The sequence below is a fragment of the Allostella sp. genome, assembly GCF_041913585.1.
GTDB lineage: Bacteria > Pseudomonadota > Alphaproteobacteria > ATCC43930 > Allostellaceae > Allostella.
In genome coordinates this window covers 1-19,831 of record NZ_JAYSFE010000043.1, presented here as the reverse complement: position 1 = coordinate 19,831, position 19,831 = coordinate 1, and the positions used below count along the sequence as shown (strand labels likewise).

The window sequence follows — 19,831 nt, the reverse complement described above, 5'->3', positions numbered from 1 at the left end:
CTGCCCGCTCCAACCTGGGAGAACCCCGATGGCGCTCCGCCCCGTTCCCGTCACCCCGCCCGCCGACCTCGAGCCCTGGCAGTGGCCGGAGCCGCAGTGGCGGGCGATCGTCGAGCATGTCCGGGCCGGCCGGACGCTGCGGCCGGAGCGCTGGCCGGGGGGCGCCCGCTGCGCCGTCGCGCTCTCCTTCGATTCCGACCACGAGACCAACGAGCTGCGCGACGGCGGCAAGTCGATCGGCCGCATGAGCCAGGGGCAGTACGGCGCCCGCCAGGGGGTGCCGCGCATCCTCGACGTGCTGAAGCGTCATTCGGTGCCGGCCAGCTTCTACGTCCCGGCGGTCGTCGCCACGCTCTATCCCGACGAACAGCGCCGGGTCGTGGCCGAGGGGCACGAGGTCGGCATCCATGGCTGGATCCACGAGCGCAACTCGATCCTGCCGCCGGCCGACGAGCGCGACCTGCAGATGCGTTCGGCCGACGTGCTGGAGAAGGTGACGGGCGTCCGGCCCGTCGGCATCCGCACGCCGTCGTGGGACTTCAGCCCGGAGACGCTGGCGATCACCCGCGACATGGGCCTCCTCTACGACAGCTCGCTGATGGCCGATGTCGACTGCTACGAGCTCGAGATGGACGGCGAGCCGACCGGCGTCGTCGAGCTGCCGGTCGAGTGGATCCGGGACGACGCGGTCTATTTCGCGATGAACCGCTTCAGCGCGCTGCGCCCCTACACGCCGCCCGAGGGCGTCTTCGACATCTTCCGGCGCGAGTTCGACGCCGCCTATGCCGAGGGCGGCCTGTTCCAGCTCACCATGCACCCGCACATGATCGGCTACCGCTCGCGCATGTGGATCCTGGAGGAGCTGATCCGCCACGCCCGCGCCCACGAGGGCGTCTGGTTCGCCACCCATGCCGACATCGTCCGCTACGTGAAGGCGGCCTGTTGAGACGCGGGCGGGACGGACGGCGCCATTGACAGTGGCGCCACCCCGGCCCGACGCTTCCCGCCAGCACGGCAACGACCGTGCCCCGGCCGACGGCTGCGTTCGGGCGGGCGCCCAGATCCCACCCGGAGGAACCATGCCCGAGACCGCCGCCATTGCCACCGTCGCGCGCCAGGCCGCGATGGCCGGCACGCTCGCCCTTGCCGTCGGGCTCGCCGCCCAGCCGGCCGCCGCCCAGACCTGGAAGGGCTACACCTTCATCCCGTCCGTCACCCACGCCGCCTACAAGAACCTGGACGCGATGGGGGCGGAGTTCGCCCGGGTCTCCGGCGGGAAGATCCAGGTGCGCAACAGCGCCGGCGGCCAGCTCCCGGTCAACGCCACCTCGATCACCCAGGCAGTCGGCGAAGGCATCATCACCTTCGCCCAGGACGGCTTCTACACCGGCAACATCCAGGTCGGCGCCCTGCCCTTCCTGCCGATGCTGGCCGGCAGCTACGACGATTTCCGCAAGATCGTCGGCCTGCTGGAACCCTACCTGGAGAGCGAGCTGGACAAGCGCGGCGTCAAGCTGCTCGCGACCTACAACTTCCCCCAGCAGACCATCTGGGCGACGTTCGAGCTGACCGCGATCGACCAGCTCCAGGGCAAGAAGCTGCGCGTCGCCAACAACCCGCAGGCCCAGTTCTTCCAGCAGCTCGGCGCGATTCCGGTCACCCTCGGCACGCCCGAGGTCGCCTCGGCCCTGCAGCGCAGCGTCGTCGACGGCGTCGTCACGGCCAGCGCCGGCGGCGGGCTGCTGTGGGGCGACATGTTCAAGTCGAACTACCGGATGACGATCTGCTGGGACAACTTCCTCATCATCGTCAACAAGGAGGCGTTCCAGAAGCTTCCGGCCGACGTCCAGCCGAAGATCGTCGCCGCGGCCCGCCAGCACGCCGACATGCTGTCCAAGGAACTGGCCCAGTCGGAGATCACCAGCACCGAGATGCTGAAGGGCAAGGGCATCCGGATGACGGAGCCGTCGCCCGAGACGGTCAAGGCGATGACCGCGCGCGCCGAACCGGTCTGGAACGAATGGGCCAAGGGCGTGGGACCGCAGGCGGTCGAGGTGCTGGCCAAGGCCCGCCAGGCGATCGGGCGCTGACGCCGCCCGGCGCCGGAGGGGCGGGTGCCGCCCCTCCGGCAGTCAGCGGTCGAACATCTGGCCCGGCAGCCACAGGGCGAGTTCGGGCACGACCGTCAGCAGGGCGGCGAAGCCCAGCATCAGGAACCAGTAGGGCAGGCAGCCGAGGTTGACGTCGCGCAGCGACCATTTCGAGATGCCCTGCACGACGAAGAGGTTGATCCCGAACGGCGGCGTGATCTGCCCCAGTTCCACCATGATGACCAGGATGACGCCGAACCAGATGCCGTCGAAGCCGAAGCCGATCACGGCCGGATAGAGCAGCGGCACGGTCAGGACGATCATGCCGATGCTGTCGACGACGCAGCCGAGGACCACGTACATGACGATGACGGCGATGAGGAACTGGTAGCGGTCGAGGCCGCTCTCCACCAGCAGCCGGGCGATGTTCTGGGACACGCCGACATTCTCGACCGCATAGGCGAAGATGAACGCCGTCAGGATGATGAAGAGCAGCGAGCAGCTGATCTTGACCGTGTTGGTGAGCGCCGCCCGGAACCGCGCCAGGGTGAGGTCGCCCCACACCAGGCTGACGACGAGCGCGAGCGAGGCGCCGATCGCCCCCGCCTCGGTCGGGGTCGCGAAGCCGAAATAGATCCCGCCCAGCACCGTCGCCATCAGGAGAATGAAGGGGACGAGATCGACCAGGGCCCGCGCCTTGTCGGCCAGCGAGACCTGGGTGCGGTCGGGCGGGGCGACCGACGGGCGCAGCCGGGCGACGACGCCGACATAGACCATGAAGACGAGCGCGAGGAGGAAGCCCGGCACCACTCCGGCCATGAAGAGGCGCGCGATCGAGGTTTCCGTGAAGGTGCCGTAGATGATGAGCGGGATCGACGGCGGGATCAGGATGCCGAGGGTGCCGCCGGCGCAGAGGCTACCGGCGGCCATCCGGCGGTCGTATCCGCGCTGGTCGAGCTGCGGCAGGGCGACGGTGCCGATCGCCGCGGCGGTCGCGACGCTGGAGCCGCTGATCGCCGCGAACATGGCGCAGCCCGCGATATTGGTCTGGAGCAGGCCGCCCGGCAGGCCGCGCACGAGCTTGGTCAATCCGACGTAGAAGCGGTGGCTGACGCCGCTCTGGAGCAGCAGGTCGGCCATCAGGATGAAGAGCGGGATGGCCGTCAGGGTGAAGCTGTTGACGCTGCCCCAGGTGACGAGCCCGAGGGCGCGGAAGCCGATCAGCCCGTCGGCGAAATAGAGCGAGACCAGCCCAGCGATGCCGATCGCGAAGGGAATCCACATGCCGCCCAGCAGCAGCGCCAGGAGGACGCCCAGCGCCAGGGCGAAGTCCGCGACCCAGCCGCTCATGGCCGCTCCCCCGCGATCCGGCGCAGGTCGCGCGCGATTTCGGCCGCCAGTCCGAGCACGAGCAGAAGCGATCCCGCCGGCATCGCCAGTTGCGGCAGCCAGATCGGCGTCTCCATCAGGGTCGGCGCCACCATGCCGCGCTCCCACGAGCTGAAGGCGACGCGCGCGAGCTGATAGAGGATGACCAGCGCGAAGCCGAGCGCCGCCGCGTCGAAGAGGAGTTCGACCCAGGCGCGCAGGCGCCGCGGCAGGGCGACGATGATGAACTCGACCCGCAACAACGCCTGCTCCCGCAGGCTGTAGGCGGCGCCGAGGAAGAGCAGCGCCACCACGAGATAGCCGCAGGTCTCGTCGACGATGGTGAGCGAGAAGCCGAGGAAGGATCGGCAGATCACCTCCAGCGTGATGAGCGCCATCATGGCGATCAGGCAGAGTTCGGCCCCGGCGCGGCCGACGCCGATCAGGCGGTCGGCCGCACGCTCCCATCGCCCGCGCTGCGGGTCGTCGCCTCCGTCGGTCATCGGCTTCCCCCCGGAAGGTCCGTCCTGTCGTTGTCCGGGGACGGTAGGCGCGCCGGCTGCCCCGCGCAAGGCGCGGGGCCCGGCCCTAGCGCGGCCGCACCAGCACGATCGCGGCCGCCGCGGCCTGCAGCGCCATGCAGAGGCCGAGGGCGGCGCCGTAGCCGCCGGTCCATTCGCGGAGCAGCCCGAGGAGGCCCGGCCCGAAGGCGAAGGCGAACTGGTTGACGGCGACGACAAGGCCGACCACGCGGGCGAAATGGGCGGCCGGGAACTCGCGCTGGACGATGAGCCCCGGGAAGGTGATGAGGTTGCCGACACCGAGGCCGAAGAGCAGGCAGCCGGCGATCAGCAGCGGCCGGGTACCGCCGGCGAGGCAGGCCACGCCCGCGACCTGGACCAGGAAGTTCGCCGCCGACACGCGGCGGACGTCGAGCCGGTCGACGACGAAGCCGAGCCCGACCCGGCCGGCGACGGCGGCCGCCGTCGTCAGGCTGACGGCCCAGCCGGCACCGACGACGCCGAGTGCCGGCGACAGCAGCGCCACCTGATGGGTGAGCAGGCCGACCTGCGCCATCAGCCCGAGCGCGAACGGCAGGCTGACGGTGACGAAGGCCATGGTCCGCATGGTGGCGCGGGTGCTCCACGGCAGGTCGGGCGCGGCCCGCGCCGCCGGCGGCCGGCCGCAGCCGCCGTCGTGCTCGTCCGCCCGTCGCGGACGCAGCACGGCGGCGACCAGCGGCAGCAGCAGCACCAGCATCGCCGACGATGCGACCGGCAGCGCCAGCCCGACGCCCAGATCGGCGACGAGCGCCACCAGCACCGGCGCCATCACCACGCCGCCGCAGCTCGCCCCGTTGAGGGCAAGGCTGACCGCAAGGCCACGCCGGCGCTCGAACCACGGGGCGACCATGCCGTTGACGGCGGCCGTGCCCATCGCCGCCCAGCCCGCGGCCATCGCCAGGAAGGCGATCGGAAGCTGCCATGGCGCCTCGAGCTGCGGCAGCGCCGTCACGCCGGCCGCCATCGCGACGGCGCCGGCGGCGACCGTCCGCCGCGGGCCGAAGCGCTCGAAGGCGCGGCCGACGCCGGCGATCAGCGCGGCGCCGGCGACATAGTAGAGGGTGATCGCGGCGGCGATGAATGCCGTCGGCCAGCCATGCCGCTGCTGCAGCGCGACCATGTAGATGCCGGGCCCGTAGAAGCCGAGTCCCCAGCCGAAGAAGGCGACGGCGAAGGCACAGAAGACGACCCGCCAGCCGTGATAGATCGGTGTCCGCATCGGCCGCGAACATGGCGCGCTCCACCGGTCGGCTTCTTCCCGAATCCTGCGCCGGGACGGCATGATGGACGCCATGCGCCTCTTCCGCGACCAGGTCGACACGCCGATCGGCCCGATGCTGATCCTCGCCGACGAGCGGCACCTGCGGGTGCTGGAATTCGCCGACGCCATGGACCGGGTCGGGGACTGGGTCGGCCGGCGCTTCGGCCGGCCCGACCTCGTCGATGCCCGCGACCCGCTCGGCATCGCCACCGCGCTCGCGGCCTATTTCGCCGGCGACCTCGGCGCCATCGACCGGGTGCCCGCCACCGCCGGCGGCACCCCCTTCCAGGAACGGGTCTGGAGCGCGCTGCGCCGCATTCCCGCCGGCCAGACCCGCAGCTATGCCGGGCTTGCGCGCGAGATCGGCCATGACGCCGCGCAGCGCGCGGTCGGTGCCGCCAACGGCCGCAACCCGATCGCCGTCGTCGTCCCCTGCCATCGCCTCGTCGGCAGCGACGGCCGGCTCACCGGCTATGGCGGCGGGATCGCGCGCAAGCGCTGGCTGCTCGCCCACGAGGGCTGGGCGGTCACTCCTCGGGCGGCGCCTGGCGGCCGCGCTTGACCGTGCCGCGGCGGGTCTTCGCCTCCAGCCGCCGCTTGCGGCTGGCGAGCGTCGGCTTGGTCGGACGCCGCGGGACCGGCGGCACCGCGGCGCGGCGGACGAGGTCGAGCAGCGCCGCCAGCGCCGCCTCGCGGTTGCGCGCCTGGGTGCGGTGGGCGCGGGCGAAGAGCACCAGCACGCCCTCCTGCGTCAGCCGCCGCCCGGCGAGCCGCATCAGCCGCTCCCGAACGGCCTCCGGCAGGGACGGCGAACGCGCGACGTCGAAGCGCAGTTCGACCGCCGTCGAGACCTTGTTGACGTTCTGGCCGCCCGGCCCGGTCGCCAGCACGAACCGCTCCTCGATCTCGCGCTCGTCGATGGCGATCCGTCCGGTCACCGGAATCAGCGCCATCGCCGGCCTCCCGCTCGCCACGGTTCCGCAAGCCAAGCGGATCGGCTAGCATCGGTCGCAATCAGGACGGCACGCCCGGCAAGGACGGCCGCATACCAACGAACCCGGGGAGGTTCCGCCATGACTCGCCTCGCGATGTCCCGTCGCCACGGGCTGCGGCTGCTCGCCGCCGCCGCCGTGCTCGCCGTCGCACCCGCCGCCCGCGCCGCCGACTTCGCCGGCAAGACCATCGAATGGGTCATTCCCTTCTCCGTCGGCGGCGGCTCGGACGTCTGGGCCCGCTTCTTCGCGCCGCTCCTGGCCGAGCAGCTTCCGGGCCGCCCGACGGTCGTCGTCAAGAACGTGCCGGGCGGCGGCTCGATCACCGGCGCCAACCAGTTCCAGACCCGGGCGCGGCCGGACGGGCTGACCATTCTCGGCACCTCCGGCTCGACCCAGTTCCCCTATCTGCTCGACGACCCCCGCGTCAAATACCAGTACAAGGACTGGTCGACCGTGCTCGCATCGCCGACCGGCGGCGTCGTCTACGTCAATCCCGACCTCGGGGTGAAGGGTCCGGGCGACATCGCCCGCCTGCGCGGCCGGGAGATGAAGTACGGCAGCCAGGGTGCCACCTCGCTCGACCTCGTGCCGCTGCTCGCCTTCGAACTGCTCGAACTCGACGTCAAGCCGGTGTTCGGCATGAAGGGCCGCGGCGACGGCCGGCTCGCCTTCGAGCGCGGCGAGGCCGCGATCGACTACCAGACCTCCTCGGCCTATCTGCGCAACGTCGTGCCGCTGGTGAAGGCGGGCAAGGCGGTGCCGCTCTTCTCCTGGGGCGTGCTCGACGACAGCGGCGCCTTCGTCCGCGACCCGACCTTCCCCGACCTGCCCCATTTCATCGAGTTCTACGAGCAGGCCACCGGCAAGACGCCGTCCGGCATCGCCTTTGCGGCGTTCAAGGCCTTCAACACGGCCGGCTTCGCGGTCCAGAAGGGCGTGTTCCTGCCCAAGGGCACGCCCGCCGACATCGTCGCCGCCTATGCCCGGGCGTTCCAGGCGGTCGTCGATGCCCCCGGCTTCAAGGAGAAGGCGGGCGACGAGATCGGCGTCTACCGGCAGGCGACCGGGGCCGCCGCCCAGAAGATGCTCGACGTGGCGCTCGCCATCGACGGCGAGGCCAAGGGCTGGGTCAAGAAGTGGCTGACCGAGAAGCACGGGGTGAAGTTCGAGAACTGACTCCGCAGCGGGCCGGGCGGGGGGCCGGCCGATGCTGGAGACCATCGCCGGCGCACTCGTCGGCCTGCTGAGCGGCTGGCACCTCGCCTGGATGATGGCGGGGGTGCTGGTCGGGCTCGTCATCGGCATCCTGCCGGGGCTGGGCGGGATCGCCGGCATGGCCATCCTGCTGCCCTTCATCTACGGCATGGACCCGGTGTCGGCCCTGGGGATGCTGATCGGCATGGTGGCGGTGGTACCGACCGGCGACACCTTCACCTCGATCCTGATGGGCATCCCGGGCTCGAGCGCGTCGCAGGCGACGATCCTCGACGGCTTCCCCATGGCCAAGCGCGGCGAGGCGGCGCGGGCGCTCTCGGCCGCCTTCCTCTCCTCGATGATCGGCGGGGTCATCGGCGCCCTGGTGCTGACGGTGTTCGTCGTCGTCGCCCGTCCGGTCATCCTCGCCTTCAGCTCGGCCGAGCTCTTCATGCTGACGGTGCTCGGCCTCAGCATGGTCGGCGTGCTGTCCGGGTCGAGCCTGCTGAAGGGGCTGCTGTCCTGCGCCCTCGGCCTGCTGCTGGGGTCGATCGGCGCCGCGCCCGCGACCGGCGAGTGGCGCTTCACCTTCGGCCTCGACTACCTGACGGACGGGCTGCCGATCGTCGTCGTCGGCCTCGGCATCTTCGCCCTGCCCGAGATCATCGACCTCCTGCGCGCCAACCGCGCCATCGCCGCCGCCGCGGCGCTCGGCCGCGGCTGGCGCGACGGCGTCCGCGACACGCTCGCCAACATGGGGCTGGTGCTGCGCTGCTCGGGCATCGGCTGCCTGATCGGCGCGCTGCCCGGCCTCGGCGGATCGGTCGTCGACTGGGTCGCCTACGGCCATGTCGTGCAGACGAGCCGCGACCGCTCCCAGTTCGGCCGCGGCGACGTGCGCGGCGTGATCGCGCCCGAATCCGCCAACAACGCGGTCCAGGGCGGCGCCCTCATCCCGACGCTCCTCTTCGGCATCCCCGGCTCGGGGAGCATGGCGATCTTCCTGGGCGGCATGGTCCTGCTCGGCCTCCAGCCCGGCATCACCATGATCGAGACCCGGCTCGATCTCACCTACACGATCATCTGGTCGCTCGCGATCGCCAACATCCTGGGGGCCGGGCTCTGCGTCCTCGTCTCGCGCCACGTCGCCCGGCTGACGACGATCCCCTACGTCTACCTCGCCCCCTTCATGGTGATGATCGTGCTGTTCGCCGCCTACCAGGCGACGCGCGACTGGGGCGACATCCTGGCGCTGATGGCGCTCGGCGTGCTCGGCGTCTACATGCGCCGCTTCGGCTGGCCGCGGCCGCCGCTGCTGATCGGCTTCGTCCTGGCGCCGGGGGCCGAGACCTACCTCTACCAGGCCATCCAGTTCCATGCCTGGGCGTGGCTGTGGCGGCCGGGCGTGATCGTCATCGCGGTCACGATCCTGCTCTCGGTCTGGGCCGGGATGCGGGTCGCCGGCAAGGGCATCGACGAGGGCGGCGCGGCGGCGGCGGGCGGCCACCGCCGCCTGCCGCAGGCCGTCTTCGCCCTCGTCCTCGCCGCCGTCTTCGCCCATGCCCTGTGGCAGTCGCTCGGCTGGTCCTATCTGGCGCAGGTCTTCCCGCTGGGCGTCGCCGCGCCGGCGATGGCCGGCATCCTCGTCGTCCTCGGACTGGTCGCCTTCGCCCGGCACCACGCCGTCGTCTTCGACACCGAGCACCTGATCCGCACCCAGCCCAGGACGATGGAGTATTTCCTCGCCTGGCTGGCCGGCCTGCTCCTCGCCTCGGCCGTGCTGGGGTTCCTCCTCGGCCTGGCGCTCTACTTCGCCGCCTTCCTCGCGATCGAGGCGCGGGCGCCGCTGCGGCGGGTCGTCACCCTCACGGCATCGGCGATCGCCTTCCTGGTGGGCATGGCATGGCTCTTCGTGCTCGACTTTCCCCGCGGCCTGCTGCAGGAGGCCTTCCGCCTGCCCTGGCCGCTCGCCTGACGGGTCACGGAACCGCGGCCAGGATCCGGGCGACGTCCTCGAAGAGCTGGTTGCGCCGGTCGAACGGCGTGCCGGTTTCCGTCCAGTAGACGGCGACCGCGAGCGGCGGGCGCTCCGGCCGCCAGACCATCGCCACGTCGGCCGCGGCGCCGTTGCCGCCGGTCCCGGTCTTGTCCCCGACCCGCCAGCCGGCGGGAAAGCCGGCGCGCAGGCGGCGGTCGCCGGTCCGGTTGTCGAGCAGCCAGGTGGTCAGTTGCGCCCGGGACGGCTCCGAGAGGGCGGTGCCGAGGACGAGCCGGCACAGGTCGTCCAGCATCGCGGCCGGCGTCGTGGTGTCGCGCGGGTCGCCGGGCGTCGCCTCGTTGAGGGCCGTCTCGATGCGGTCGAGGCGGGTGACGGTGTCGCCCAGCGAGCGGGCATAGGCGGTGAGTGCCGCCGGGCCGTCGAAACTCGCCAGCATCAGGTTGCCGGCGGTGTTGTCGCTCAGCGTCATGGCGGCGGCGCAGATCTCGCCCATCGTCATGCCCTCGCCGCCGACCCGCTTTTCGGTCACGGGCGAGTAGGTGACGAGATCGGTCGCCTGGAACACGACCCGGCGGTCGAGCCGCTCCTCGCCGCGATCGACCCGCGACAGGACGCAGGCGGCGGCCAGCAGCTTGAAGGTGCTGCACATCGGGAAGCGCTCGCCGGCGCGATGCTCGATGCGCCGCCCGGTGCCGGTGTCGAGCGCGGAGACGCCGACCCGGCCGCCGTAGCGGGCCTCGAGGTCGCCGACGCGGGCGGCGGTGGCGTCGCCGACGGCCGCCTGCGTCGCGCGCGCCCCCGCCCCCAGGCCCGCACCCGCCAGCAACGAGCCGACCAGCGCCGCACGGCGCGTCACGAGGATAGGCATGCCTTGGTCTCCGCAGGATCCGCGCCGGCCGGGATCGGCGGCGCCGGACGACCTGATGGTCTGATTCCGCGGCGACTTTGTGGCGAAGGCGGGTCCCGCCGACGGCATCGGGCGCCGGATTCGGACGGCGCTCTCAGGCGGTGCGGAAGCGCTCGCGGTAGCGGCGGGGGGCGGTGCCGAGGCGGGCGCGGAAATGGTGGCGCAGGGTCGCCGCCGTGCCGAAGCCGCACTCGGTCGCGACGCGCTCGACCGGCAGGTCGGTCTCCTCCAGCAGCGTCCGGGCATGCGCCAGCCGCTCGCCGACCAGCCAGTCGCCGGGCGTGGTCCCGGTCGCCTCGGCGAAGCGGCGCAGGAAGGTGCGCTCGCTCATCCCCGCCTCGGCCGCCAGCCGCGGCACCGCCAGCGGGTCGCCGAGACGGCCACGCAGCCGGTCGAGCAGGCCGGCGAGACGCGAACCCGGCTGCGCCGGCACCGGCCGCTCGACATACTGCGCCTGTCCGCCCTCGCGATGCGGCGGCAGGACGAGCCGGCGCGCCACCTGGTTGGCCGCCCGCGCGCCATGGTCGCGCCGGACGATGTGGATCGCGAGGTCGATGCCGGCGGCGCTGCCGGCCGCCGTCAGGATGTCGCCCTCGTCGACATAGAGCACGTCCGGCGCGATGCGGATGGCGGGGTGGAGTTCGGCCAGGACCGGCAGGTAGCGCCAGTGGGTGGTGGCCCGGCGGCCGTCGAGCAGGCCCGTCGCGGCGAGCACGAAGACCCCCGAGCACAGCGAGACGAGGCGGGCGCCGCGCCCGTGCGCCTCCCGCAGCGCGGCCAGCAGGGGCGCCGGCGGCACCTCGCGGGCGCCGCGCCAGCCCGGCACGACCACCGTGCCGGCCCCGGTCAGCGCCTCGAGTCCGTCTTCGGCCTCGATCCGGATGCCGCCGACGGCGCGGATCGGCCCGGGCTCGGCGGCACAGACACGGAAGCGGTACCAGTCCGCCCCCATCTCCGGCCGCGGCAGGCCGAACACCTCGACGGCGATGCCGAACTCGAAGGTGCACAGCCCGTCATAGGCGACGACGGCGACCTCGGGATTGGGTGGCCGGGTCCGGTTTGGCGACATCTTTGCGATGATTGGCGATTCCGCCAGTTTCGCGCAAGCGCCGGTCCCGGCAGGTTGCGGCCGGACGGCGGTCCCCGACGGGCCGCACCGGACGGGAGAATCCCGATGAGCGTGGTTTCCGAGACGCCGGCCGCGCCGCCCCATGTGGCGGCCGCCCATTTCGCCCGCAGGCTGGAACTGGAGACGGACTGCTGGGACGTCCACGCCGCCACCCGCGACGGCGATGCCGACTTCGTGCTGCTCGATGTGCGCACCCCTGCCCTCTACGCCCGCGGCCATGTCCCGGGCGCCGTCAGCCTGCCGCGGCGGGAGATCGATGCCGGGCGGCTCGCCGTCTGGCCGATGGACACGCTCTTCGTCGTCTACTGCGCCGGGCCGCACTGCAACGGCGCCGACAAGGCGGCGCTGGCGCTCGCCGGCCTCGGCCGGCGGGTCAAGCTGATGATCGGCGGCGTGACCGGCTGGCTGGACGAGGGGCTGGCGCTGGAGCCCTCGCCCTCACCCCTGGCCGAGGCCGCGGCGGCGGGCCAGCGCCAGGGATAGGATCGCCGTCGCCGGCAGGGCCGCGAAGGCGAGGAAGACGACGTCGTACCGTCCCGTCGTCTCGACCAGGAAGGAGAAGACGGCGGGGCCGGCGGCATAGCCGATGAAGGTGAAGAAGCTCGATGCCGAGGTGGTGTCGCCGACGCGGCCGGCGGGCGCGATCCGCGCCACCTCCGCGAGGTAGACGCCGTTCCAGCTCACCGCCGAGACGCCGGTCGCCGTCGCCGCCGCCAGGATCACCCACCATGGCAGGGCCGGCGACAGGGAGGCGGTGACCGAGAGCGCGAGGCACGAGGTGGCGCCGAGCAGCGTCAGCGTGGCGATGGCCGAGGTCCGGTCGGCGAGCCAGCCGGCCGAGATGCGGCCGACCGCGCCGCCGATCTGCAGCACCGCGTAGGCGGTGCCGGCCGCCGTCACCGCGAAGCCGAGGTCGGCCGTGAAATAGGGCACGTAGAACGAGAAGAGGCTCCCCTGGGCGCAGGCGAAGCAGAATCCGGCATAGGTGAGGAGCGCCATGTTCGGCACCGACCGCAGGGTGCGGTAGGGCTGGGCGAAGTTGGCGGGGGCGAGGATGCGGCGATAGGGTTCGAAACGGAGCGCATTGCCGGAGCGCCCCGAATCGAGGCCGGCGCGCAGCGGCTGGGTCCCGAGGACGATGGCGACCGCGACGGCGGCGGCGGCGGCCAGCGCCCAGCGCCAGTCGAGCGCCAGCGCCAGGCCCGGGATGGCGAGCCCGCCGATCGCCTGGCCGATCGGCACCCCCGCCTGCTTGACCGAGAAGGCGAGGCCGCGGCGGCCGGCCGGCGTGTGGCGGGCCAGGATGTCGCTGCTCGCCGGCGGGACGGGCCCGTATCCCAGCCCGAACACGAAGGCGGCGACCATGACCACCGTCCAGTCGCCGACGGTGACGAAGAGCAGCGCCGCCGATGCCAGCGCCAGCCCCGCCTGCAGCAGCCGCAGCGGCCCGAACAGGCCGAGCAGCGGCCCGCACGCCATCAGGTACCACATGCTGGCGACGGTCGAGAGGGCGGAGAAATAGCCGATGCGCTCGACCGGGACACCGGCCGCGGCCGTGATCATCGGCGCCGTCACCGCCACCGCGCTCGACAGGAACGAGATGGCGACCTGGATCGCGAAGGTGACGCCGAGGGCGCCGACCCAACTGCCGTGCTGCATGGAAGTCCGGGGCCGCGCCGCGGGAGGCGGGCGGCCGGTCACTGGGGAGGGAGGGTCCCTATCCCTACCCCAACGCGGCCCGGATCGCCACCGCCCGGTCGGGCCGGTCGGTGGTGAAGACGTCGACCCCGAGCTCGAACATGCGCCGGATGTCGGCCTCCTCGTTGGCGGCGAAGCCGCCGATGCCGAGCCCGGCGTCGCGCACCGCCTTGACGACGTCCGCCGTCAGCAGCGTGCGATGGACGGAGAGTGCCGGGATGCCGTGGAGCTGTGCCGTCCGGATCGCGCCCGCGATGCCGACATCGGTCATGACGTAGTTGGAGAGGATCCAGATCGTGCCGAGCGGCCGGGCGTGGCGCAGCAGCGCCGCCAGCGTCTCGACCTGGAAGCTGGTGACGGTGGTGCGCTCCAGCATCCCCTCGGCCGCCAGCACCGCGGCGACCATGGCCGGGCTCTGGGGATAGGGGCGGCGCTCGTGGTCGGGCTTGATCTCCAGGCGCAGCCGGATCGCGGTCGGCCGGAAGATCGCGATCACCTCCTCGAGCGACGGCATCCGCTCGCCATCGGTGCCCTTCAGCGTGAAACGCTGCAGCTCGGCCCAGCTGTAGCCGCCGATCGGCCCGGTGCCGTCGGAGGTGCGCTCGAGCGTCGGGTCGTGGAAGACCGCGAGCCGGCCGTCGGTCGTCGGGTGGACGTCGAACTCCACCTGCTCGACCGGCAGCAGCGCGGTGTTGCGGAAGGCGGTCGGGCTGTTCTCGGGCCACACCAGGGCGCCGCCGCGGTGCGAGGCGATCTCGGTCTTCACGGGCATGTTCGGTTCACTTCAGGGTCGGGTCGAGACGGTCGCGCAGCCAGTCGCCGACGATGCTGATCGACAGCGTCGTCAGGATGATGACGACGCTCGGCGCCAGCATGATCCACGGCGCGCGGGTGATGTACTCGCGGCCGTAGCCGACCATGTTGCCGAGCGAGGTGAGCGGCGGCTGCACGCCGAGACCGAGGAAGGACAGGCCGGACTCGAGCAGGATCGTCTCCGGGAACGCCAGGGTCATGCTGACGATCAGCGTCGAGGCGATGTTGGGCAGGATGTGCCGGCCGTAGATGCGCCAGGCGGGGGCGCCGAGCTGGCGCACCGCCCCGGCATAGCCCTGCTCGTTGGCGGCGATCGCCAGCCCGCGCGAGATGCGGGCATAGCGTTCCCAGCCGTGGAAGCCCATCAGGCAGATGAAGAGGATCAGCGAGTTGCCGAAGAAGGCGAGCACCGCCAGGGCGATGATGAGGAACGGCATCGACGCCTGGAAGTCGATCATCATCAGCACGACGTCCTCGACCCAGCCGCGGAAATGGGCGGCGAGGATGCCGAGGAAGGTGCCGAGCGCAGCCGCGATGAGCGTGCCGAAGAAGGCGATCAGCAGGCTCATGCGGATCGAGTAGAGCAGCCGCGAGAGCACGTCGCGGCCGAGTTCGTCGGTGCCGAGGAGATGGCGGACGTCGGTGCCGCCCCAGAAGATCGGCGGCGTCAGCCGTGCCCGCAGGTCCATCGCGGTATAGGAATAGGCCGCCAGCACCTCGACGAAGGCCGCGATGACGAGCATCGCGAGGATCCAGCCGAGCGCCAGCAGCACCGAGGGCGGCCACGCCTCGAAGAAGCGGGCGACCCGGCTGCGCGGGGCGCGCTTCTCGGCCACCTCCGTGGGCGGCCGGTTGCGCTCGCGGGCGACGGCGTCCTCGCCCGCCTGCGGCTCGTTTCCGGTGACGGTCGCCATGGCTCACCCCGCTCCCGCGACGCGGCGCGTGCGCAGCCGCGGATCGATCCAGCCGTAGAGCATGTCCACCGTCAGGTTGGCGCAGACCATGGTGGCGGCGACGAAGAGGAGGATCGTCTGCACCACCGCGAGGTCGCGGTTGGCGACGGCGATGACCAGCAGCCGGCCGACCCCGGGCCAGGAGAAGACGCTCTCCACCACCACGGCGCCGGCGACGAGGCTGCCGACCATGAAGCCGACGATGGTGACGGTCGGAATGGCGGCGTTGGGCAGCGCATGGTCGACGACGACCCGGTGCCAGGGCAGGCCCTTGGCCGAGGCGGTGCGGATGTAGGGCTGGCCCAGCACCTCCAGCATGGCGCTGCGGGTGAAGCGGGCCAGCACCGCCGCCCCGGCGGTTCCGAGCGTGATGACCGGCAGGATGCCGTGGATCCAGGAGTCCTGGCCGCCGGACGGCAGCCAGCCGAGATTGACCGAGAAGATCAGCACCAGCACCAGCCCGAGGACGAAGCTCGGCACCGTGAAGCCGGCGACCGAGAACAGCATGGTCAGCCGGTCGGCGAGCTTGTTGCGGTGGAGGGCGGCGTAGATGCCGGCCGGGATGCCGATGCCGACCTTCAGGATGAAGGCGGGAATGGTCAGCGCCAGCGTCGCCGGCACCCGCTCCAGCACGAGGTCGATCGCCGGCCGGCCGTCGCGCATCGAGCGGCCGAGATTGCCCTCCGCGACCGCCGCGAAATAGTGGAAATACTGCTCCCACACCGGCCGGTCGAGGCCCCAGGAGCGCCGGAACGCCTCGATCGCCTCGGGCGGGGCGTCGGGAGACAGGATCAGCAGGGCCGGGTCGCCCGACAGCCGCAGGATCACGAAGGCGAAGGTGACGACGAAGCAGATGGTGAGGAGCGCCCGCACCAGCCGGGTCGAGAGATAGCGCAGCATCGGCCCTCTCCTATGCCGCCAGGCGCGGCCCTTCGGCCTCGCCATGGGCGACGTGACAGGCGACCAGCCGGCCGTCGGGCAGCGGCTTCAGCCGGGGTGTGTCGATCGCACAGCGCGCCGTCGCCGCGGGGCAGCGCGGGTGGAAGGCGCAGCCGCCCGGCCGGTCGACCGGATTGGGCGGGTCGCCCTTGAGGATGAGGCGGGGGCGCCGGCGGGCGGCGGCGGCGACCGGGATCGCCGACACCAGTGCCTGGGTGTAGGGGTGCGCCGGATCGACCAGCAGCCGGTCGGGATCGCCCTGTTCGACGATGCGGCCGAGATACATGACCGCCACCTCGTGGCTGATCTGCCGCACCACCTTGAGGTCGTGGCTGATGAAGAGATAGGCGAGGTCGAAGCGGGCCTGGAGGTCGAGCAGCAGGTTGATGACCTGGGCCTGGATCGAGACGTCGAGGGCCGAGATCGGCTCGTCGCAGACGAGCAGCGAGGGCTCCAGGATGAGGGCGCGGGCGAGCACGATGCGCTGGCGCTGCCCGCCCGAGAGTTCGTGCGGGTAGCGCTGGAAGAAGCTGGCGCCGAGCCCGACCGCATCCAGCAACTCCAGCGCCCGGCTGCGCCGGGCCGCACCGGCCGCGATGCCGTGGATGGCGAGCGGCTCCATCACCTGGTGACCGACCGAAATGCGGCGGTCCAGCGCGCCGAGCGGGTCCTGGAAGACCATCTGCATCCGCCGCCGGAGGGCCCGCCAGGCGGCGGTGCCGGGTGCCGGAACCGGCTGCCCCTCGAACTCGACCCGGCCGCCGGTCGGCGACAGCACGCCGAGCACGAGGCGGGCGGTCGTCGTCTTGCCGCAGCCGGATTCGCCGACCAGGCCCAGCGTGCGCCCGGGCCGGAGGTCGAAGGACACTCCGTCGACGGCATGGAGCGTCGCCGGGCGGCCGAAGAGACCGCCGGCGCGCCGGACCTGGAAGCTGCGCCGAAGGTCGCGGACCTCGAGCAGGGCGCGGTCGGTGGCGGCCGCGGTCGGTGTTTCGGTCATGCGGCAACCGCCTCCCGGACCCGGATGCAGGCGGCGCGATGGTCGGGTCCGACCCGCTCCAGCGGCGGCACCGTGCCGGTGCAGGCGGCGACCGCCAGCGGACAGCGGGGCGCGAACGCGCAGCCGGGCGGCAGCCGCGCCGGGTCCGGCACCGTGCCCGGGATGGCGACCAGCCGGCGCCGCGGCCCGTCGAGATCGGGCAGCGCCGCGAGCAGCCCGCTCGTATAGGGGTGCCGGGGTTCGGCGAAGAGATCGGCGGTGGCCGCCTCCTCGACGATGCGCCCGGCATACATGACCGCGATGCGGTCGCTGTTCTCGGCGACGACGCCGAGATCGTGGCTGATGAGCACCATGGACATGCCGCCGTCGCGCCGGAGTTCGCGCAGCAGGTCGAGGATCTGCGCCTGGATGGTGGCGTCGAGCGCCGTCGTCGGCTCGTCCGCGACCAGCATGTCGGGCTCGCCCGCCAGCGCCATCGCGATCATCACGCGCTGGTTGGTGCCGCCCGACAGCTGGTGCGGATAGTCGTCGAGCCGGCGCGCCGCATCGGCGATGCCGACGCGGTCGAGGAGCCGCTTCGCCTCGGCCCGCGCCGCCTGCCCCTCCAGGCCGCGGTGGAGGGCGAGCGCCTCGCCGATCTGCCGGCCGATGCGGTGGACCGGGTTGAGCGCGCTCGCCGGGTCCTGGAAGATCATGGCGATCCGCCGGCCCCGCACCGCCTCCAGCCGACGGACCGGCACGCCCAGCAGCGGCTCGCCCGCGAGCTCGACCGCGCCGCCGACATGGGCGCGCGGACCGAGCAGGCCGAGGGCGGCCAGCCAGGTCACGCTCTTGCCGGAGCCGGACTCGCCGACGAGCCCCACCGCCTGCCCGCGGCCGATCGTCAGATCGACCCCGTGCAGCACGCGCACGACCCGGTGGCCGAGATCGAAGTCGACCGTCAGCCCCCGGATCGAGACGAGCGTTTCCATGCCCGGATCAGGCCCGCTTGAGCTTGAAGTTGCGGCCCCGGAAATCCATCGCGAAGGACGGCGCCGGCTTCCACTCGATGTCCTTGCGCTTGCCGGTGAAGACGGCGGTCTGGTGCAGGACGGTGTAGCCCGGATCGTCGCGCTCGCAGATCTCCAGCATCCGGCGGAACATCTGGCGGCGCTTGGCGCGGTCGGTCGAGGTCTCGAGCTCGACCGAGAGCTTGTTCATCTCCTCGTTCGTCCACTCGCCGATCTGCTGCTGCTGGCCCTTGGGGCCATGCTGGTTGACGATCGACGACACCGGGTCGTTGAAGGGCGCGCTGTTCGACCAGTCGCGCACGCCGCGCGGGCTGTTGCGGTCGAAGATCTGGCCCCAGTTCTCCTTCATCTGGATTTCGACGTTGAGGCCGACGGCGCGCCACATCTCGACCAGCACCTGGGCGGTCGCGTTCTGGTTCGTGTAGTAGTTGTTGAGGACGCGATAGGGAATGACGCCGCCCTTGTAGCCGGCCTCGCGCAGCAGCTTCTTGGCGAGGTTCGGGTCATAGGCCGGCACCGACCAGTCGGCATGGAACATCTGGTCGTAGAATTCCCACTGCAATCCCTTCGGCACGCGGGTGCGGCCGGCCCACAGGGCGTCGACGATGAGCTGCCGGTCGATGGCGTGGCACATGGCGAGCCGCACCCGCGGGTCCTTCAGCTCGGGATGGTTCTTGTCGAAGCAGATGAGCCGGTGGTTGCCGATGAGGCCGCCGGCGATCTCGTAGCGGGCGTGCTTCTCGACCTCGGGCACCTGGTCCGGCGGGATGTCGCAGGCGAAGTCGTACTGCCCGGAGACGAGGCCGTTGATGCGGCTCGCCACCTCGGGCACGACGACGAGGCGGATCTGCTTGATCGGCGGCCGGCCCAGCCAGTGGTCGTCGAAGGCGGCCAGCGTCAGCGAGGTGTCGGGGCGGAACTCGACGACGCGGTAGGGGCCGGTGCCGACCGGGCTGCGCGCCCATTCCAGCCAGCTCTTGGCCTCGGTGAAGGCGCGGCGCGAGATGATCTGCGAGCCACCGCGGGCAATGCGGCCCTCGAGGGTCACGTCCGGCTGCTTGTTGATGAAGCGGACCGTGTACTTGTCGACCGCCTCGATCCGCTCCAGCGCCGGCCACAGGCGCTTGGCGACGGCCGGCACTTCCGGTGGCAGATCCTTGGTCTCGCCGCCGATGACGCTGGTGAACAGCTTGGCCTCCGGCGCGCCGGCCTTGCCGAACATGCGCTCGGCCCCGAAGGAGAAGACGACGTCGTCGGCCGTCATCTCGTCGCCGTTGTGGAACTTGACGCCGCGGCGCAGCGACAGCTCGACGGTGCGGTCGTCGATCCGCTTCCACTCCGTCGCCAGGCCCGGGATCTGCTGCAGCTCGCGCTGCAGGTCCTGTTCGATCAGGCACTCGAACAGGCTCGTCATCAGGCGCGTGCCGACGTTGGACTGCTCGCGCAGCGGCTCCAGCGTGTTGGCGTTGACGATCTGCTGCACGGCGACCGTGATCGACGGGCGGTTGTCCGCCTGGGCGACGGCAAAGCGCGGCAGGGCGCCGACGGCGCCGGCGGCGACACCGGCCTTGAGCACGGTCCGGCGGGTCATTCGGGTCATGTCGGTCTCCTCTCTGTCGATGGTGGCGCATGCCGACCGGCGGCCGGGCGGCGCGCCCGATCGGTCACCGGGGCGTCCGCTCCTCGAGCCCTTTCGGGGTGGCGCGGAAGTGCGTCAGCGTCCGTTCGGCGTAGCGCATCCGCCAGTTCAGCATCTTCTGCGCGTAGTCGCGGACGAGCGCCGCATAGGCCGGGTCTTCCGCCCGGTTCTGGAACTGCCCCGGGTCGCGCTTCAGGTCGAAGAAGAGCGGCGGCAGGGCCGGGAAATGGACGTACTTGTAGTCGTGGTCCTGGACCACGGCGAGCGAGCACT

The 19,831-nt window shown here is 72.0% G+C and carries 19 protein-coding genes and 1 pseudogene; 6 read left to right on the top strand and 14 right to left on the bottom strand.

Annotated elements, in window-relative coordinates:
• Window positions 1-28: 28 nt before the first annotated feature.
• Window positions 29-946, top strand: a complete 918-nt coding sequence (locus ACE3Q3_RS10475) for a polysaccharide deacetylase (protein ID WP_374445477.1) — start codon at window positions 29-31, stop codon at window positions 944-946.
• A 133-nt stretch (window positions 947-1,079) separates the two neighbouring features.
• Window positions 1,080-2,090, top strand: coding sequence for a TRAP transporter substrate-binding protein DctP (gene dctP / locus ACE3Q3_RS10470; protein ID WP_374445475.1), 1,011 nt, complete (start codon window positions 1,080-1,082; stop codon window positions 2,088-2,090).
• Between the two features lie 42 nt (window positions 2,091-2,132).
• Here the strand turns inward: dctP and ACE3Q3_RS10465 are convergent, their stop codons facing one another.
• From ACE3Q3_RS10465 to ACE3Q3_RS10455, 3 genes are all read right to left on the bottom strand, one after another.
• Window positions 2,133-3,440: a TRAP transporter large permease gene (locus ACE3Q3_RS10465; RefSeq protein WP_374445470.1), complete on the bottom strand. Its 1,308-nt coding sequence runs from the start codon at window positions 3,438-3,440 to the stop codon at window positions 2,133-2,135.
• Window positions 3,437-3,961 carry a TRAP transporter small permease subunit gene (locus ACE3Q3_RS10460; RefSeq protein WP_374445468.1) on the bottom strand — a complete coding sequence of 175 codons (525 nt, stop codon included), beginning with the start codon at window positions 3,959-3,961 and terminating at the stop codon, window positions 3,437-3,439. Before ACE3Q3_RS10460 ends, ACE3Q3_RS10465 begins: the two co-directional genes overlap by 4 nt.
• An 85-nt stretch (window positions 3,962-4,046) precedes the next feature.
• Complete coding sequence (locus ACE3Q3_RS10455) at window positions 4,047-5,240, bottom strand: MFS transporter (protein ID WP_374445466.1); 1,194 nt, start codon at window positions 5,238-5,240, stop codon at window positions 4,047-4,049.
• A 64-nt stretch (window positions 5,241-5,304) separates the two neighbouring features.
• On the opposite strand from ACE3Q3_RS10455, the gene ACE3Q3_RS10450 reads away from it, so the two are divergent.
• Complete coding sequence (locus ACE3Q3_RS10450; RefSeq protein ID WP_374445464.1) at window positions 5,305-5,844, top strand: methylated-DNA--[protein]-cysteine S-methyltransferase; 540 nt, start codon at window positions 5,305-5,307, stop codon at window positions 5,842-5,844.
• Here ACE3Q3_RS10450 and arfB read toward each other — a convergent pair.
• Window positions 5,810-6,229 (bottom strand): alternative ribosome rescue aminoacyl-tRNA hydrolase ArfB, encoded by a 420-nt coding sequence (gene arfB, locus ACE3Q3_RS10445; protein ID WP_374445529.1) that lies wholly within the window; start codon window positions 6,227-6,229, stop codon window positions 5,810-5,812. The two genes, ACE3Q3_RS10450 and arfB, sit on opposite strands and share 35 nt — an antisense overlap.
• A 126-nt stretch (window positions 6,230-6,355) precedes the next feature.
• Here arfB and ACE3Q3_RS10440 point away from each other — a divergent pair, with 126 nt between their 5' ends.
• Both ACE3Q3_RS10440 and ACE3Q3_RS10435 read left to right on the top strand, forming a co-directional pair.
• Window positions 6,356-7,453 (top strand): tripartite tricarboxylate transporter substrate-binding protein, encoded by a 1,098-nt coding sequence (locus ACE3Q3_RS10440; protein ID WP_374445461.1) that lies wholly within the window; start codon window positions 6,356-6,358, stop codon window positions 7,451-7,453.
• 31 nt (window positions 7,454-7,484) lie between these two features.
• The gene (locus tag ACE3Q3_RS10435) at window positions 7,485-9,446 is read left to right on the top strand and encodes a tripartite tricarboxylate transporter permease (RefSeq protein ID WP_374445459.1); all 1,962 of its coding nucleotides are present in this window, start codon (window positions 7,485-7,487) and stop codon (window positions 9,444-9,446) included.
• A gap of 4 nt (window positions 9,447-9,450) precedes the next feature.
• Here the strand turns inward: ACE3Q3_RS10435 and bla are convergent, their stop codons facing one another.
• Window positions 9,451-10,338 (bottom strand): class A beta-lactamase, encoded by an 888-nt coding sequence (gene bla / locus ACE3Q3_RS10430; protein WP_374445457.1) that lies wholly within the window; start codon window positions 10,336-10,338, stop codon window positions 9,451-9,453.
• A 133-nt stretch (window positions 10,339-10,471) separates the two neighbouring features.
• Window positions 10,472-11,446: a transcriptional regulator FtrA gene (gene ftrA, locus ACE3Q3_RS10425; RefSeq protein ID WP_374445454.1), complete on the bottom strand. Its 975-nt coding sequence runs from the start codon at window positions 11,444-11,446 to the stop codon at window positions 10,472-10,474.
• Between the two features lie 105 nt (window positions 11,447-11,551).
• Here ftrA and ACE3Q3_RS10420 point away from each other — a divergent pair, with 105 nt between their 5' ends.
• A complete protein-coding gene (locus tag ACE3Q3_RS10420; RefSeq protein ID WP_374445451.1) occupies window positions 11,552-11,989 on the top strand; it encodes a rhodanese-like domain-containing protein in 438 nt (145 codons plus the stop codon).
• On the opposite strand, the gene ACE3Q3_RS10415 is transcribed toward ACE3Q3_RS10420, so the two are convergent.
• The 8 genes and pseudogenes from ACE3Q3_RS10415 to ACE3Q3_RS10380 all read right to left on the bottom strand — a co-directional run.
• Entirely contained in the window at window positions 11,945-13,165 is a 1,221-nt protein-coding gene (locus tag ACE3Q3_RS10415) for an MFS transporter (RefSeq protein WP_374445448.1), read from the bottom strand. The genes ACE3Q3_RS10420 and ACE3Q3_RS10415 overlap by 45 nt on opposite strands.
• Before the next feature lie 64 nt (window positions 13,166-13,229).
• Complete coding sequence (locus ACE3Q3_RS10410) at window positions 13,230-13,976, bottom strand: glycerophosphodiester phosphodiesterase (protein WP_374445445.1); 747 nt, start codon at window positions 13,974-13,976, stop codon at window positions 13,230-13,232.
• Window positions 13,977-13,983: 7 nt separating this feature from the next.
• The gene (locus ACE3Q3_RS10405) at window positions 13,984-14,931 is read right to left on the bottom strand and encodes an ABC transporter permease (protein ID WP_374445442.1); all 948 of its coding nucleotides are present in this window, start codon (window positions 14,929-14,931) and stop codon (window positions 13,984-13,986) included.
• A 3-nt stretch (window positions 14,932-14,934) separates the two neighbouring features.
• Window positions 14,935-15,870, bottom strand: a complete 936-nt coding sequence (locus ACE3Q3_RS10400; RefSeq protein ID WP_374445438.1) for an ABC transporter permease — start codon at window positions 15,868-15,870, stop codon at window positions 14,935-14,937.
• Between the two features lie 10 nt (window positions 15,871-15,880).
• Window positions 15,881-16,909: an ABC transporter ATP-binding protein gene (locus tag ACE3Q3_RS10395; protein ID WP_374445435.1), complete on the bottom strand. Its 1,029-nt coding sequence runs from the start codon at window positions 16,907-16,909 to the stop codon at window positions 15,881-15,883.
• Window positions 16,906-17,880, bottom strand: coding sequence for an ABC transporter ATP-binding protein (locus ACE3Q3_RS10390; RefSeq protein WP_374445432.1), 975 nt, complete (start codon window positions 17,878-17,880; stop codon window positions 16,906-16,908). Before ACE3Q3_RS10390 ends, ACE3Q3_RS10395 begins: the two co-directional genes overlap by 4 nt.
• Window positions 17,881-17,887: 7 nt before the next feature.
• On the bottom strand, window positions 17,888-19,519 hold the full coding sequence (locus ACE3Q3_RS10385) for an ABC transporter substrate-binding protein (protein ID WP_374445428.1): 1,632 nt from the start codon (window positions 19,517-19,519) through the stop codon (window positions 17,888-17,890).
• Window positions 19,520-19,583: 64 nt separating this feature from the next.
• Window positions 19,584-19,831 (bottom strand): annotated as a pseudogene (locus tag ACE3Q3_RS10380) (sulfatase); the annotation flags it as partial.